The following is a 14,458-nucleotide window of genomic DNA, read 5'->3' on the forward strand; positions in this document are numbered from 1 at the left end:
GAACTGTGATGGCGGTATCCGAGGCGTTCGCTGACAAGCCGGCGGTGGCGGCAGGGATCGCGGCGGTGCGTGAGTGCGCCGGGACGGGACTGGTCACCGACCTTTCACGCGTTTCCCCGTTGCGCGCCGTAGCCCGCCCGCAGCCCGTACCAGAGCCAATTGCCGTCCAGCCGGCCTGCGACGAACAGCTGGTACCGGCGAACAGGCTCCGCGCCTTTGCCCATGCCAATTCTCCGCGGCGGCAGGCAGCCACGCCGCGCTGGATCGGAGCAGCGCAGGCCCCCGCCTGAGGCTGAATTCCGGCCTTGCCCGAGGCTGAATCCGGGCCCCCAAAAGATTTCCAAAGTTTTTTGTGACCGGGCGTAACCCTTTGGCATGTGTCAGCGATTACCCCTATGAAGCGCCGGTCTGGAACTTGTCCCCCATCATGTTCCAGACCGGCCTTTTTATTCCCCAGCCGGCTCGTGGGGTGCCGGCAGCACGGTTACCGGAGGGTAAAGTTAGCGGGGCAAACCCCTTCCCCTTTCACCGAAAGCCCTGCGTCCCGTGACCGATGCGCTGACAGACGACGTATTGCGTGCCCGTGCCCGCGATCCGGAGCTGTTCAACACCGTGTACCGAACCTATGCGGCACAGGTCCTGGGCTACCTCACAGCCCGAGGAGTAGAAGATCCGGAGGCGGTTATGCAGGAAGTCTTCCTCGCCGTCCTGCCGCGGCTCGGGACAGTCACCGGCGGGGTCGCCGGGCTTCGCACGTTCGTCTTCTCCGTGGCCCACGCCCGCATGGTGGATGACCACCGGCGGCAGCGGCGCAGACCAATTGAACTCCCGTTCGAACCGGACCTGGACCGGCGCGAGGACACGTCGGCTGAAACTGAAGTCCTCCAGAAAATCTCTCCCCAGGAAGTCCTGGACCTGCTCAGCGGTCTGCCGGACGAGCAGCGGGAAGTATTGTCCCTGCGCCTTGTCGGCGGCCTGACCGTCGAACAGGTCGCGGACGTTATGGGGAAAACGGCCGGTTCTGTAAAGCAGCTGCAGCGCCGTGCATTGGTCAAACTCCGCGAGGAGTCCGCTGTAAAGGAATATGTGGTGCCATGAATGCCCCCTCCAGCCCGGTGATTACCCGGTCCCTTGCCCGGACCGTGGATGACATGCTGCTCGACGCCGGCGAGACGGATGCCAGGCTCCGCTCTGCCCTGCTCTCATTGGGGTCCCTCCGTTCCCTCCCGGTCCCCGAGCCTGGTGCGGAACTGGCGGCCCTGCTTCTGTCCGGCCCGGCCCATCAGCTTGAGCGCCACCGCCTGCTCCGCCGGCACCGGGGCTCAGTGGTGGGACTCGCCGTCATCGCGGGTATGGGGCTCGGCGTCACGGGAGTGGCCGCCACCGGTTCGGTCCCTGACGGGTCTGCTAACAGTTCTGTCCAACAGATGCTGGCTGACTGGAGCCCCGCCTGGACCATTGCGGCAGCTCCGCTTGCCGTCCCGGAGGGCGCAGGCCTCCCTGTGGAGCTGCAGACTCCCGGGGACCAGGCAAGTGGCGATCAGGCAGTCGGGGGTGGCGCTGCGGGCCAGGCTGACCCTTCCGGCCCAGGAGACGCACAGCCCGGGAACCCGGGAGCCGGGGCGTCCCAGGCCGGGACGGGGCACCAGGGCAACTCCGGTTCCGCCGGCAAGGGAAATGGGGCGGACGGCTCCTCGTCGACAACGAACGACGACGGCGCCGCCGGCAATGCGGCAGGCGGTAACGCCGGCGGTACTGCCGCGAAGGACGCAGCGTCCGGGGATGGCGGGGAGCCGGCAGGCAATGCCGGTTCTGCCGCTGCGGGCGGGCAGGACAAGGCCGGAAAGTCCGGCCCCGTCACCTCTACGGTCGAGGACGCTGCCCCCTTGCTGGCAAAGACGGGCAAGACCGCGGCCGGCAAAGCTGACCAGGGCCTGATCTGGCTGAAAAAGTTCAGCCGCTGACCACGCACCCGGCGCGAAGATGCGCAGCGTACATGGTCAGCGGGGGACTTCAGTCAGGAAAGCAACTGCCGCTTCGAGGAGATCACGCCGGTATCGAAGCCGGCCAGGTGCAGGCCGCCATGGAACCGGGCATGCTCGATCTTCACGCAGCGGTCCATCACCACGTTGAGCCCGGCAGCTTCAGCGTCCGCGGCCACTTCCTCATGCCACGATCCCAGCTGCAGCCAGAGGGTCTTGGCCCCGGCAGCAATGGTCTCGGCCAGGACGCCCGGGAGATCATCGTGCTTGCGGAACACATCCACGATGTCCGGGCTCTCCGGAAGGTCGGCAAGCGTCGCATACGTGGGCTGGCCAAGGATTTCCTTCACCACGGGGTTCACGAAATAGACCTTGTAGCTCGTGGAGGACTGCAGGTAGGTCGCCACAAAGTAGCTCGCCCGTGACGGTTTGTCCGAGGCGCCCACGATCGCGATGGACCTGGCCTGCCGCAGCAGGTTCAGGCGATCCGGCGCGGACGGTCCGGTCCAGCTGCGTTCGGCGGTGCTCATGCGCTCGCTCCAATCGTGCAGGAATTCGCGGGTTCATCGGCTGAATCGTCCGACGCGGTGGTTGAGCTTGTCGGAGCCGCGGCTGCCGAGGCTTCAGTCAGGGCCTGGTCAAGATCCCACAGGATGTCCTCGATGTCCTCAAGCCCCACGGAGATGCGGACCAGGTCCTCGGGCACCCCGGCGGACTCGAGCTGCTCCGGGCTCAGCTGCTGATGGGTGGTGGATCCGGGGTGGATCACCAGGGTCCGGGAATCGCCCACGTTGGCCAGGTGCGAGGCGAGCTGCAGCGCTTCGATGAACTTCTGTCCGGCCGCCCGGCCGCCTTTCACACCGAACGAGAACACGGAACCCGGGCCCTTGGGCAGGTACTTCTTCGCACGCTCGAAATGCGGGTGCGAGGGAAGGCCGGAGAAATTCACGTAGGCCACGCGATCGTCAGCCTCCAGCCACTCAGCCACCGCCTGGGCGTTCTTCAGGTGCTCGTCAAGGCGCTGCGGGAGGGTTTCGACGCCCTGCAGCAGCTGGAATGCGGACTGCGGTGACAGTGCGGGCCCGATGTCGCGAAGCTGCTCACAGCGGAGCTTGGTGAGGAAACCGTACTCGCCGAAGTTGCCCCACCAGGAGACGTTTCCGTAGGAGGCCACCGGTTCGGTCATGGTGGGGAACTTACCATTGCCCCAGTCAAACCGGCCGCTTTCGACGATCACGCCGCCGAGGGTGGTGCCGTGGCCGCCCAGGAACTTGGTGGCGGAGTGGATGACAATGTCGGCTCCGTGCTCGATCGGCCGCACAAGGTACGGCGTGCTCAAGGTGGCGTCGACGACGAGGGGGATGCCGGCGTCGCGCGCTACCTTCGCCAGCCCCTCCAGGTCCTGGACCTCCGAGGACGGGTTGGCCACCACCTCGACGAAGATCGCCTTGGTGTTCTCCCGGACGGCCGCGGCATAGTCCGCGGGGTCGGTGCCGGGAACAAAGGTGGTGTCCACGCCGAAGCGGCGAAGGGTCACATCAAGCTGGGTGACGGTGCCGCCGTACAGCTGGGAGGCGGCCACGATGTGGTCGCCGGCCTGCGTCAGCGCGGCGAAGGTGATGAACTCCGCGGCCATGCCGGAGGAGGTTGCCACCGCCCCGATGCCGCCCTCCAGGGACGCGATGCGCTCCTCGAATGCTGCCACGGTGGGGTTCCCGATCCGGGAGTAGATGTTGCCGTACTTCTGCAGGGCGAACAGGTTGGCGGCGTCCTGGGTGTCCTTGAAGACGAAGGACGTGGTCTGGTAGATCGGTACCGCGCGGGCGCCATGCTCGGCGTCCGGGGTGCCGCCGGCATGCAGGGCGCGGGTGCGGAAGCCAAATTTGCGGTCAGCCATCAGACAGCCACCGACTCTGCGGCTGCGCGTGGGCCCACGCCCGCAGGGTTCCCTGGCCGAGCTTGCGAGGCTAGGGTGCGGGTGGGGACAAGTTCGGTGCCGTGCTTGCGGGCGAGGTCCGCTTCGAGTTCGCGGACGATCGGCAGGATGTCCGCACCGAAGGCCGCCACTTCCTCCTGGAAGTGCAGGTAGCCGGTGAGGAACAGGTTCACGCCGATCTTCTTGTACTCCACAATCCGCTCGGCGATCTGCTCAGGGGTGCCGATCAGCTGGGTCTTGAAGCCGTCGTTGTACTGGACCAGGTCCTCAAAGCTTGAGTCCGCCCACATGCCCTTGCCGTCCTTGGTGGACGCGCCCGCTTCCTGGACGGCGTCGCGGAAGCCCTGGACGGCGGGCTTGTGCGCCTTCGCCACAATCTCGCGGAGGGTGTCGCGGGCTTCCTTCTCGGAATCCCGGGCGATCACAAAGCCGTTGAGGCCAAACCTCGGAGCGGGCAAAGCGGCGCCCCCGGTGCCGCGCCTGGTTTCCCCTGAAGCGGCCACGACGCCGGCGATGTTCTCCTTGAAGCCTTCCAGGTCCTTGCCGTTGGAGAAGTACCAGTCCGCCACGCGGCCCGCGGTGGCCTGGGCCGCGGTCGAGTTGCCGCCAAAGAAGATCTCCGGGTGCGCGCGGCCGGGAACATCCACGGGGGCCGGGTTCAGCGTGAAATCGGTGATGTTGTAGTACTTGCCGGACTGGCTGTATTCCTGCTCGGTCCAGAGGCCGCGGAGGACCCTGATGAACTCCTCGGTGCGGACGTAGCGTTCGTCGTGTTCCAGCCATTCGAGGCCGAAGTTGGTGAACTCGTTCTTGAGCCAGCCCGAGACGATGTTGACGGCCGCGCGGCCGTTGGAGATGTGGTCTGCGGTGATGATGAACTTCGCCAGGACACCGGGGTGCCACATGCCCGGGTGGACGGCGGCGATGACCCTGAGGCGCTCGGTGGCGGCCAGCAGGGCCAGGCTGAACGACGTGGCCTCGTGCTGCTTGTCCGCACCGTAGGAGGCGGCGTAGCGGGTCTGCGTGAGGGCGTATTCGAAGCCGGAGTCCTCGGCAATCTGCGCGAGCTTCCTGTTGTAGTCGAAGTCCCAGCCGGTGCGCTGTTCGATGGTGGAGACCACCAGGCCGCCGGAAACGTTCGGCACCCAGTACGCAAACTTCAGCGGTTCGGAAAGACGGGCAACGTTGCTGATGTCATTCATGAATTTTCCTTAACTAGGGTCCGCTCGCGCAGGACGTCCTGGATGCCGGCGATCGCCGGTTCGTTCTGGAGTGAGGTGGTATCGCCCAGGGCGGTCCCCTCGAAGAGCTGGGTCAACAGCCGGCGCATGATCTTGCCGCTGCGGGTTTTGGGCACGTCCTGGACGACGACGACGTCGCGGGGCTTGGCGATCGGGCCGATGGCCTTCGCAACGTGGTTCCTGAGTTCCGCGCCGACGTCCCCGGAAACCCCGGACTTAAGCACGACGAAAGCAACGATCGCGTGCCCGGTCTTGGCGTCCGCGACCGGACAGACGCCGGCCTCCACCACGTCAGGGTGCGAGACCAGGGCCGACTCGATCTCGATCGTGGAGAGCAGGTGGCCCGAGACGTTCAGGGTGTCGTCCACGCGGCCCAGGATCCAGATGTCGCCGTCGGCGTCGTACTTGGCGCCGTCACCGGCCAGGAACCAGCCCTGTTCCACGTACTTGCTCCAGTAGGAGTCGTAGTAGCGGCGGGGATTTCCCCAGACGGTCCGCGCGATGGCCGGCCCGGGGGAGTCAACCACGATGAATCCCTGGACGCCCGGCGGCACTGTATTGCCGGCGTCGTCCACGATCCTGGTGCTGACGCCGGGCAACGGGCGGGCAGCGCAGCCCGGTTTGAAGTCTGTGTCCGTGGGGGCGGGGGAGAGGATGGTGGCGCCGGTTTCGGACTGCCACCAGGTGTCCACCACCGGAGCCGTGCCGGCACCAACGTTCCGGCGCAGCCAGCGCCAGGCCTCCGGATTCACGGCCTCACCCACGGTGCCGAGCATGCGGATGGAGGAGAGGTCGTAGCTGTCCGGAACGCCGTCCGGGAACCAGCCCATGAGCGAGCGGACCAGCGTGGGCGCCGTGTAGTACTGGGTGACGCCGTAGTGTTCGATGATCTCGAAGTGCCGGCCCGGATGCGGGGTGTTGGGCGTGCCCTCGAAGATCACCTGGGTCACGCCGTTGGAGAGCGGGCCGTAGATCTCGTAGGTATGCGCGGTGACCCAGGCCAGGTCAGCGGTGCACCAGTGCACATCGCCGTCCCGGAGCGCGGGATCCGGGTTGCTGAACAGGTGCTCAAAGCTCCAGGACGCCTGCGTGAGATAGCCGCCGGAGGTGTGGACCAGGCCCTTGGGCTTACCGGTGGTCCCGGAGGTGTACATGATGAACAGGGGAGTCTCGGCGTCGAACGCCTCCGGCTCGTGGAGTTCCGGGGCACGCCCGACGGCGTCATGCCACCACACGTCGCGGCCTTCGGTCATGTGGACGGTCGCCAGTTCGTCGGCGGGGGTGGTTCGGTTGACCACCAGGACGTGCTCGATCGCGTTGTCGCCGGCCACTGCCGCATCGGCGTTGTCCTTGACCGGGACGGCGACGCCGCGGCGGAACTGGCCGTCCGTGGTGACCAGGAGCTTGGCCCCGGTGTCCTCCACCCGGAACTTCAGGGCCTCGGCGGAGAAACCGCCGAACACCAGGGAGTGGATGGCACCGATGCGGGCCACCGCGAGGGTGATGATGACGGTTTCGGGGATGACCGGAAGGTAGATGACCACGCGGTCGCCCTTGGTGATGCCCAGGGCCAGGAGCGCGTTGGCGGCCTGGGACACCTCGCGCTGCAGTTCGGCATAGGTGATGGCGCGGCGGTCCCCGCGCTCGCCTTCGAAGTAAAGGGCCACCTTGCCGCCGCGGCCGTTGGCCACGTGGCGGTCCACGCAGTTGTACGCGACATTGAGCTTGCCGCCTTCAAACCAGGTGATCTCCGGGCCCTTGCCGGCTTCGGCGTCGGCCGGGATGCGGCGGTGCGCCGTGTGCCAGGGTTTGCCGTCAGGGTCTTGTGCGTTCGGGGCCCAGTCCAGGCGGAGGGCCTGCTGTTCCCAGAAGGCCACAGTGTCCTGGATTGCCGGCTGGGCTTCCGGATCGGTGGGCGTGGTGGTGCTGCTGTGACGGGCCGGCCCGCCGGACGGTTCGCCGTGCACAGCGACGTCCTGCAACCCGGTCGAGGACCATCCCGATGGGCTATTGGCGGGGCCGGCCGCGTCACGCAGCCCGGCTTCGACCGCCGTCGCGTTCGAAGTGGTGTGAGGGGATTCCACGGGCACGCCCGGTGAGGCCGTGCTGGCGGAAACCGGAGTGAAAACCGGGGTCAAAAGTGGCGTGGCAGGATAAATCTCCGGGGTCATGGGTATGCTCCATCGATCCTGGCGGTAGCACCGTGGCAGTTGGTTGAGGATGGTCGCCTCAACTGTGCTGCTTTGACGACGGCAGGCGTCGCCCAGGGATGCTGCGGCGTCATAGATCCAGGTCTCTCGGCCGCTCGGGATGGTCACTACCACTACAGCCGAACCGCACGGCACGCGCCAAATCCCGCGTTGCGGAAGCGTAATATTCGTTCATTCCCCATGTGACAGCATCGCAATCATTCAATTGTTCGGCGGGAAGGTGGAGGATTCGCGATGTAGTCTTGCATCATGGCCCACGTCAACGATCCAGCCGTTATTGAGCGCCTTATGCGAAACAAAGGGCGGTGGGCGATCGTGGGCCTGACCACCAATGAATGGCGTGCCGCCTATGAGACGTCACTGTTCATCCGGGACCGGCTCGGGATGGAAATCATCCCCGTGAACCTGCCGGGCGATGCTGTGCATGGCGAAACCGGGTACCGCACGCTCGCCGATATACCAGCGGAAAAGCATCCCCTCGACGTCGTTGATTGCTTCGTCAACTCGCACAAGGTCGGGGCGGTGGTGGACCAGGCGATCGCTGTCGGCGCCAAGGCCGTATGGCTTCAGCTGGGCGTCATCGACGAGGCCGCCGCCGAGCGGGCAAAGTGGGCCGGACTGGACGTGGTGATGAACGCCTGCCCGGCCCAGCAGGCCTGGAAATACGACCTCTGACCCAGGCCCGCGGGCAGGGCCTCAGCCCTTCATCAGCTCCGGGTAGTGACGCTCAGTGACGTCCGGGTGGGCCCGCATCCGGCCCTTGAGCATATTCATGCCGAATGAGGCCAGCATCGGGTTGGACGGGTCGTCGGACAGCCCGCGCGCCTGTGCTTTGAGCTCTGGCGGCAGTGGCACCGGGTCAATCACGGCGTCAAGCCTCGGGGACCAGAAAAAGGGCACTGAATACCGGTCCACGCCCGGCGGCGGAGCCTTGACGCGGTGGATGGTGGCGGCCAGGTAGCCTTCCGTGGCCACTTCCAGCATCTCGCCCAGGTTCACCACCAGGGCTCCGGGAATGTAGTCCACTTCCACCCATTCGCTCGCCCCGGGCGGAAGGACCTCCAACCCGCCCACCTCGTCCTGGAGCAGGAGGGTGACAAAACCGTAGTCCGCGTGCGATCCCACACCCTGGTCACCGGCCTCTTCAACTATGCCGCCGACATAGTGCACCAGTTTGCCCATCCACGCGGGTTCGTCGCCGAAAGGTTCGTCGAAGTGGTCCTCGGGCAGCCCCAGGGCGACAGCAATGCCACGCAGCAGTTCCATGCCCACGGCGGACATCAGATCTGCCCAGGCCATGGCTGCCGGCTTGAGCTCGGGCAATGACTCGTCCGGCCACAGATTATGGCCCTGGAGCAGCCAGTACGGCTGGTCCGCCGGGTAGTCGGGGATGGGGTCGCGCTCGGGGGAATAGTCGATCTGCTCGCGCGCGTCCGCCCGCCCCTGGGTGACCTCCGTGCCCATCCGGGTGTAGCCGCGGAAGTGGGGTGAGAGCCGGTTGTCCAGCTTCATCCGCTCCTCAAGCGGCAAGTCGAAGAAGCGTTTGATGAGGCCCAGGAGCTCCTCTGCCTGGCCGGGAGCCGCACCGTAGCCCGTGATCTGGAAGAAACCGACGTTATGGGCGGCCTCCCGCAGCTGTTCGATGAATTCCGGGCTGAAGGAACCGTAGGGCTGCCGCGCGGTGCTCAAGTCCAGAACAGGGATGGTGGCCTGGTCAGGTGACATCTTCGCAGACTAGCACCGCCGCGAACGGCTTTGTAGGCTCACAGGATGGAACCAGCTCAGCTCAGGGAGATCTGCCTTTCTTTTCCCGGCGCGTACGAAGATTTCCCCTTTGGTCCGGAGACCTCGGTGTTCAAGGTGAGGGCGGCTGTGGACGGCGGCAGCAGGCATGAGGCGAAGATGTTCGCCTCGTCCACCCTGGACGCGGACGACTTTTCCGTCAGCCTCAAATGCGAGCCGGCCCTGGCTGAGCAGCTCCGTGCCGCCCACCCGGGGATCACCGGTGCGTGGCACATGAACAAGACCCATTGGAACGGCGTGAGGTTGGATGGTGCCCTCCCGGACTCCATGGTCCGGGACATGGTGGAGGACTCCTACGATCTGGTGGTGGCCACCCTGAGCCGCAGGCAACAGGAACAGCTGGGCTGGGCGCGGCTGGCATCTTTGCCTCACACCGGATCCCGGGAGGACTCCGTTGACTGACAAACGACTGGTGGGCGGCCGGCTCGACTACCCGGGTGTGGGCGCCACCGAGAACGGACGGCCGCCGGAGGGGTATCCCAGCCTGGTGTCCCAGGCCTACCTTGGCGACGGGGCGGCGCTGTACCGCCGGGTGGCGCAGGGAATCCTGACCTGGGAACTGCAGCGGCGGTCGGGGCTGCGCGTCCGGGCCGAGTCCGACGTCGTCCGGCCGGGGACGCGCGTGGTGAGCGGATTCGGCGTCGGGCCTTTCCGGATCAACGCCCCGTGCGAAGTGGTGTGGGTGCGGCGGCCGGTGGCGGGCGACGGTCCGCAGTCTGCCGGCTTTGGGTACGGCACGCTGCCAGGGCATCCGGCGCGCGGCGAGGAAGCCTTTGAGGTGGAGATTGACGCCACCGGGCGGGTGTTCTTGAAGATCACGGCCTTCAGCAAGCCGGCCAACTGGATCTACCGCGTCGGAGGTCCGGTGACCAGGGCGGCGCAGAGGTACGTCACTTCGCGATACCTTGAAGGGGCACGCCAACTCGCCGCAGGCTGAGCCGCAAACCTCCCGGAACGGACGGAAATCCCATGATCTTCATCGTCGTCAAATTCAAGGTCAAACCCGACTGGTCCGAACGCTGGCTGGATCTCGTGGACGGGTTCACCCGGGCCACCCGTCAGGAGCCCGGCAATCTGTGGTTCGACTGGTCCCGCAGCGTGGAGGACCCCCACGAGTTTGTCCTGGTCGAAGCCTTCAAGGACGACGCCGCTGCTGACCACGTCAACAGCACGCACTTCAAGCAGGCCATGGCGGACATGCCCCAGGCCCTGGCCGAGACGCCGCAGATCATCAGCCGCCAGCTCGACGGCGACGGCTGGGACCGGATGGGCGAGCTCGCCATCTGACCCCGTGGTTACCATGGGGTCATGTGGATCGGCTGGATTGAATTCGACATCCTCCTGGGCGATGTCCAAAGCCTGAAAGAAAAACGCTCCGTCATCAGGCCGCTCCTGGCCGAGGTCAAACGCCGGTTCGATGTGTCAGTTGCCGAGGTGGGCGGACACGAACAATACCGGCGCTCGCAGGTGGGCGCGGGCCTGGTGGCAGCAGACCGTGCGCACCTCGTGGAGGTGCTCACCGCCGTCGAACGCTTCGTGGCGAACCGGCCCGAATTCGAGCTGCTCAGTTCACGTCAGCGGGAGCTCCACAGCGAAGATTAAAGCAACGCGGGGTCACTTCACGCCCAATCCAGGAGGATTATCGGGCGCGGAGTGACCCCGCGTTGCTTTGGGGGTGGGGCTAGCCGAAGTACTTCGGCAGGGTTGCCTCGTGGGCTTCGCGGAGGGCATCGAGGGACAGGGTTTCGACGCCGTTGATCTCCAGCTCGCCGCTGGCCGCGTCCACAATACCGATCCGGGTGTGGGCGAATCCGCGCGCAGTGCACATGTCCGTGAAGCGGATTTCCTCGGAGCGGGGCACGCCAACAATGGCGCGGCCCTGGGTCTCGGAGAACAGGGCCGTGAACAGGTCAACGCCGTCGCGGTCCATCACATCCTGCAAAGCGATCCGGGCACCCACGCCGTAGCGCAGCGAGGACTCAACCAGGGCTGCCGCGAGGCCGCCCTCGGAGAGGTCGTGAGCCGAATCGACCATGCCGTCGCGGGAGGCGTTGATCAGGATTTCACCCAGTGCGCGCTCTGCTGCGAGGTCAACCTTGGGCGGCAGTCCGCCGAGGTGGCCGCGCAGGTTGGCCCACTCGGAACCGTCCAGTTCAGCCGCAGTGGTGCCCAGCAGGTAGATGGCCTGGCCATCCTCACGCCAGCCCGACGGCGTGCGGCGGGCGACGTCGTCGAGCTTTCCGAGAACTGCCACCACAGGGGAGGGGTGGATGGGCGTGGTGCCCGTCTGGTTGTACAGCGACACGTTGCCGCCGGTGACCGGGATGCCCAGCACCATGCAGGCGTCGGACAGGCCGCGGATGGCCTCGGCGAGCTGCCACATGACATCCGGGTCCTCGGGGGAGCCGAAGTTCAGGCAGTCGCTGACGGCCATGGGAACGGCGCCGGAGGTGGCCACGTTGCGGTAGGCCTCGGCCAGTGCCAGCTGCGCGCCGTGGTACGGGTCAAGGTACGTGTAGCGGCCGTTGGCGTCGGTGGCCAGGGCAACGCCCAGGCCGGTTTCCTCATCCACGCGGACCACGCCGGCATCGTCCGGGTACGCCAGGGCGGTGTTGCCGCCGACGTAGCGGTCGTACTGGTTGGTGATCCAGTCCTTGCTGCACATGTTCGGTGAGGCAATGAGCTCGGTGACGGCAGCTGCCAGCGCCGCGGGGGACGAGGGGCGGCCGGCGTCCTGGACGGAGCCGGTGAAGGTGTCCGCCTGGAGGGAGTCCTGCCACTCGGGGCGGGCAAACGGGCGGTCGTACACGGGTCCGTCATGGGCCACGGTGCGCGGGTCAACATCCACGATCACCACGCCGTCCCAGGTGATGATCAGGCGGCCGGTGTCAGTGACCTCGCCGAGCCAGGAGTACTCCACGGCCCACTTGTCCATCACAGCTTCGAAAGCAGCGATGTTCTCGGGGGTGACCACGGCCATCATGCGTTCCTGCGACTCCGACATCAGGATCTCGCCCGGGGTCAGGGTGGGGTCGCGGAGCAGGACGGAGGTCAGCTCAACCTCCATGCCGCCGTCGCCGTTGGACGCGAGCTCCGAGGTGGCGCAGGAGATGCCTGCGGCGCCGAGGTCCTGGATGCCTTCAACGAGGGAACCCTTGAACAGCTCGAGGCAGCACTCGATCAGGACCTTCTCGGCGAAGGGGTCACCCACCTGGACGGCGGGGCGCTTGGACGGCTTGGTGTCGTCGAAGGACTCCGAGGCGAGCACTGAGGCGCCGCCGATGCCGTCGCCGCCGGTGCGGGCACCGAACAGGACAACCTTGTTGCCCTTGCCCGAGGCGTTGGCGAGGCGGATGTCCTCGTGGCGCATGACGCCGACAGCCAGTGCGTTGACCAGCGGGTTGCCCTGGTACACGGAATCGAAGACCATTTCGCCGCCGATGTTGGGCAGGCCAAGGGAGTTGCCGTAGCCGCCGATGCCGGCAACGGCACCGTGCATGACGCGGGCAGTGTCCGGGTGGTCGATGGCGCCGAAACGGAGCGGATCCATGACGGCCACCGGGCGGGCGCCCATGGAAATGATGTCGCGGACAATGCCGCCGATGCCGGTTGCAGCACCCTGGTAGGGCTCCACGAACGACGGCGAGTTGTGGGACTCGATCTTGAACGTCACGGCCCAGCCGTCGCCGAGGTTGGTGACGCCGGCGTTTTCGCCGATGCCCACCAGCATGTCCTTCTTCATTTCCTCGGTCACCTTGTCGCCGAACTGGCGCAGGTGGTTCTTGGAGGACTTGTAGGAGCAGTGCTCGCTCCACATGACCGAGTACATGGCGAGCTCGGCGCCGGTGGGGCGGCGGCCCAGGACCTTGACTACCTCGTCGAACTCGTTCTGCTTCAGGCCCAGTTCGGCCCAGGGAAGCTCGGTGTCCGGCGTCTTGGCAGCGTTCTCGACGGTGTCGATGTTGAACTTCTTGGTGGTTTCCGTGGTCACTTGGCGCCTCCCACAATCTTGTTCAAAACGGAGGTGAAGAAACCCAGGCCATCGGTATCGGACCCGCCGATTCCGTCCAGGGACTGCGGGCCGAAGCCCACCTCCACGGCGTGCTCCGGGTGCGGCATAAGTCCCACCACGTTGCCGGCGGCGTTGGAGATGCCGGCGATGTCGCGGCGTGAGCCGTTCGGGTTGAAGCCCACGTAACGGAACACCACGCGGCCTTCGGCCTCGAGCGCGTCCAGGACCTTTTCGTCGGCGATGTACTGGCCGTCCTGGTTCTTCAGCGGCACAGTGATTTCCTGGCCTGCCTCGTAGTCCAGGGTCCAGGCGGTGTTGCTGTTTTCAACCCGCAGCACCTGGTCGCGGCACATGAACTTCAGGTGGTCGTTCTTGATCATGGAGCCGGGCAGCAGGTGCGATTCGGTCAGGATCTGGAAGCCGTTGCAGATACCCAGGACGGGAAGCTTGGCGTCAGAGTTGGCCGCATCGATGATCTTGGACATCAGCGGCGCGAAGCGGGCAATGGCGCCGGCACGGAGGTAATCGCCATAGGAGAATCCGCCGGGAATCACGACGGCGTCCACGTCACCCAGGGCGGTATCAGCGTGCCAGAGCGGCACCGCGGTGCCACCGGCGAGCCGGACTGCACGGGCCGCGTCGCGGTCGTCCAGGGTGCCGGGGAAAGTGACGACGCCGATCCGGGCGCCTGCCAGGCGCGGCTCGGCGGCGACGGCGGTTGCCTCGCCGATCAGGGGAAGTTCAGTCATCTCAGGCCTCGACGACCTCGACGTTGACGACGTCCTCGATCACCGGGTTGGACAGCAGGGTTTCGGCTGCCTCGCGGGCCTGGGCCAGGATTGCGTCGGTCACCTCGCCGTCGACAGTCAGTTCAAAACGCTTGCCCTGGCGGACAGAGCTAAAGCTGGTGAAGCCCAGGCGGGGGAGTGCACCCACGATGGCCTTCCCCTGCGGGTCCAGAATCTCGGGCTTGGGCATGACGTCAACAACGATCCGGGGCATCCGGCAACTCCTGTGCGTGAGCATTGGGTAAGGGCGCAGCGGAGTCACGCCGTCTTACGCCGTTCCAGAGTTGGGGACATGCTTTTTGCAACAGTGTGGACGGGCGCTCCGCGAGCTTGCTAGCCCATTCTACCGGCCGGAGCGCCGGACCCAGTATTCGGTGGGCGCCGTCACTGTCATCAGGATGGGGACCCGCTTCTAGGCGTGATGGCGACGGCGGCTCCCTGTTGCCTCATTGCAATACCTCCGGGAAGACTGATTCGTTGCCTCAT

Annotated in this window: 16 protein-coding genes; 8 read left to right on the plus strand and 8 right to left on the minus strand. The window is 66.2% G+C overall.

From position 1 onward, the window contains the following. From DBR22_RS23755 to DBR22_RS08090, 3 genes are all read left to right on the plus strand, one after another. Positions 1-290, plus strand: a 290-nt coding sequence (locus DBR22_RS23755) for a hypothetical protein (protein WP_108598590.1), incomplete at its 5' end; no start/stop codon positions are given. Positions 291-546: 256 nt separating this feature from the next. Continuing rightward, positions 547-1,098, plus strand: coding sequence for an RNA polymerase sigma factor (locus DBR22_RS08085; protein ID WP_108598591.1), 552 nt, complete (start codon positions 547-549; stop codon positions 1,096-1,098). Next, the gene (locus DBR22_RS08090) at positions 1,095-1,964 is read left to right on the plus strand and encodes a hypothetical protein (protein WP_108598592.1); all 870 of its coding nucleotides are present in this window, start codon (positions 1,095-1,097) and stop codon (positions 1,962-1,964) included. The genes DBR22_RS08085 and DBR22_RS08090 overlap by 4 nt, the downstream gene beginning before the upstream one ends. Positions 1,965-2,017: 53 nt before the next feature. Here DBR22_RS08090 and DBR22_RS08095 read toward each other — a convergent pair whose 3' ends face one another. From DBR22_RS08095 to acs, 4 genes are read right to left on the minus strand one after another with little or no spacing between them, the layout of a single operon-like run. Further along, positions 2,018-2,512 (minus strand): CoA-binding protein, encoded by a 495-nt coding sequence (locus DBR22_RS08095; protein ID WP_108598593.1) that lies wholly within the window; start codon positions 2,510-2,512, stop codon positions 2,018-2,020. Then, positions 2,509-3,879, minus strand: coding sequence for an O-acetylhomoserine aminocarboxypropyltransferase/cysteine synthase family protein (locus DBR22_RS08100; RefSeq protein ID WP_108598594.1), 1,371 nt, complete (start codon positions 3,877-3,879; stop codon positions 2,509-2,511). Before DBR22_RS08100 ends, DBR22_RS08095 begins: the two co-directional genes overlap by 4 nt. Then, complete coding sequence (sfnG, locus tag DBR22_RS08105; protein ID WP_258229097.1) at positions 3,879-5,120, minus strand: dimethylsulfone monooxygenase SfnG; 1,242 nt, start codon at positions 5,118-5,120, stop codon at positions 3,879-3,881. The genes DBR22_RS08100 and sfnG overlap by 1 nt, the downstream gene beginning before the upstream one ends. Further along, positions 5,117-7,330: an acetate--CoA ligase gene (gene acs, locus DBR22_RS08110; protein ID WP_258229098.1), complete on the minus strand. Its 2,214-nt coding sequence runs from the start codon at positions 7,328-7,330 to the stop codon at positions 5,117-5,119. Before acs ends, sfnG begins: the two co-directional genes overlap by 4 nt. 288 nt (positions 7,331-7,618) lie before the next feature. Between acs and DBR22_RS08115 the strand changes: the two genes are divergently transcribed. Further along, on the plus strand, positions 7,619-8,044 hold the full coding sequence (locus DBR22_RS08115; protein ID WP_108598595.1) for a CoA-binding protein: 426 nt from the start codon (positions 7,619-7,621) through the stop codon (positions 8,042-8,044). Positions 8,045-8,065: 21 nt separating this feature from the next. Here DBR22_RS08115 and DBR22_RS08120 read toward each other — a convergent pair whose 3' ends face one another. Then, on the minus strand, positions 8,066-9,094 hold the full coding sequence (locus DBR22_RS08120; RefSeq protein ID WP_108598596.1) for an isopenicillin N synthase family dioxygenase: 1,029 nt from the start codon (positions 9,092-9,094) through the stop codon (positions 8,066-8,068). A 45-nt stretch (positions 9,095-9,139) separates the two neighbouring features. Here DBR22_RS08120 and DBR22_RS08125 point away from each other — a divergent pair, with 45 nt between their 5' ends. The 4 genes from DBR22_RS08125 to DBR22_RS08140 are packed head-to-tail and all read left to right on the plus strand — an operon-like array spanning position 9,140 to position 10,774. After that, entirely contained in the window at positions 9,140-9,574 is a 435-nt protein-coding gene (locus DBR22_RS08125) for an MmcQ/YjbR family DNA-binding protein (RefSeq protein ID WP_108598597.1), read from the plus strand. After that, the gene (locus tag DBR22_RS08130) at positions 9,567-10,109 is read left to right on the plus strand and encodes a DUF1990 family protein (protein ID WP_108598598.1); all 543 of its coding nucleotides are present in this window, start codon (positions 9,567-9,569) and stop codon (positions 10,107-10,109) included. Before DBR22_RS08125 ends, DBR22_RS08130 begins: the two co-directional genes overlap by 8 nt. 32 nt (positions 10,110-10,141) lie before the next feature. Further along, entirely contained in the window at positions 10,142-10,459 is a 318-nt protein-coding gene (locus DBR22_RS08135; RefSeq protein WP_108598599.1) for a putative quinol monooxygenase, read from the plus strand. Positions 10,460-10,480: 21 nt separating this feature from the next. After that, positions 10,481-10,774, plus strand: a complete 294-nt coding sequence (locus tag DBR22_RS08140; protein ID WP_108598600.1) for a DUF503 domain-containing protein — start codon at positions 10,481-10,483, stop codon at positions 10,772-10,774. A 79-nt stretch (positions 10,775-10,853) separates the two neighbouring features. Here the strand turns inward: DBR22_RS08140 and purL are convergent, their stop codons facing one another. From purL to purS, 3 genes are read right to left on the minus strand one after another with little or no spacing between them, the layout of a single operon-like run. Continuing rightward, positions 10,854-13,163 (minus strand): phosphoribosylformylglycinamidine synthase subunit PurL, encoded by a 2,310-nt coding sequence (purL, locus tag DBR22_RS08145; protein ID WP_108598601.1) that lies wholly within the window; start codon positions 13,161-13,163, stop codon positions 10,854-10,856. Continuing rightward, positions 13,160-13,933, minus strand: a complete 774-nt coding sequence (gene purQ, locus DBR22_RS08150) for a phosphoribosylformylglycinamidine synthase subunit PurQ (RefSeq protein ID WP_108598602.1) — start codon at positions 13,931-13,933, stop codon at positions 13,160-13,162. The genes purL and purQ overlap by 4 nt, the downstream gene beginning before the upstream one ends. Position 13,934: 1 nt before the next feature. Continuing rightward, complete coding sequence (gene purS, locus DBR22_RS08155; protein WP_056631212.1) at positions 13,935-14,186, minus strand: phosphoribosylformylglycinamidine synthase subunit PurS; 252 nt, start codon at positions 14,184-14,186, stop codon at positions 13,935-13,937. Positions 14,187-14,458: the final 272 nt, after the last annotated feature.

The organism is Arthrobacter sp. HMWF013, assembly GCF_003061105.1.
Taxonomy (GTDB): domain Bacteria; phylum Actinomycetota; class Actinomycetes; order Actinomycetales; family Micrococcaceae; genus Arthrobacter.

Excerpts from the sequence above, each read along its gene's own strand:
- DBR22_RS08090 (WP_108598592.1), top strand. The coding sequence starts at position 1,095 with ATGAATGCCCCCTCCAGCCCGGTGATTACCCGGTCCCTTGCCCGGACC.
- DBR22_RS08095 (WP_108598593.1), bottom strand. The coding sequence starts at position 2,512 with ATGAGCACCGCCGAACGCAGCTGGACCGGACCGTCCGCGCCGGATCGC.
- DBR22_RS08100 (WP_108598594.1), bottom strand. The coding sequence starts at position 3,879 with ATGGCTGACCGCAAATTTGGCTTCCGCACCCGCGCCCTGCATGCCGGC.
- sfnG (WP_258229097.1), bottom strand. The coding sequence starts at position 5,120 with ATGAATGACATCAGCAACGTTGCCCGTCTTTCCGAACCGCTGAAGTTT.
- acs (WP_258229098.1), bottom strand. The coding sequence starts at position 7,330 with ATGACCCCGGAGATTTATCCTGCCACGCCACTTTTGACCCCGGTTTTC.
- DBR22_RS08115 (WP_108598595.1), top strand. The coding sequence starts at position 7,619 with ATGGCCCACGTCAACGATCCAGCCGTTATTGAGCGCCTTATGCGAAAC.
- DBR22_RS08120 (WP_108598596.1), bottom strand. The coding sequence starts at position 9,094 with ATGTCACCTGACCAGGCCACCATCCCTGTTCTGGACTTGAGCACCGCG.
- DBR22_RS08125 (WP_108598597.1), top strand. The coding sequence starts at position 9,140 with ATGGAACCAGCTCAGCTCAGGGAGATCTGCCTTTCTTTTCCCGGCGCG.
- DBR22_RS08135 (WP_108598599.1), top strand. The coding sequence starts at position 10,142 with ATGATCTTCATCGTCGTCAAATTCAAGGTCAAACCCGACTGGTCCGAA.
- DBR22_RS08140 (WP_108598600.1), top strand. The coding sequence starts at position 10,481 with ATGTGGATCGGCTGGATTGAATTCGACATCCTCCTGGGCGATGTCCAA.
- purQ (WP_108598602.1), bottom strand. The coding sequence starts at position 13,933 with ATGACTGAACTTCCCCTGATCGGCGAGGCAACCGCCGTCGCCGCCGAG.
- purS (WP_056631212.1), bottom strand. The coding sequence starts at position 14,186 with ATGCCCCGGATCGTTGTTGACGTCATGCCCAAGCCCGAGATTCTGGAC.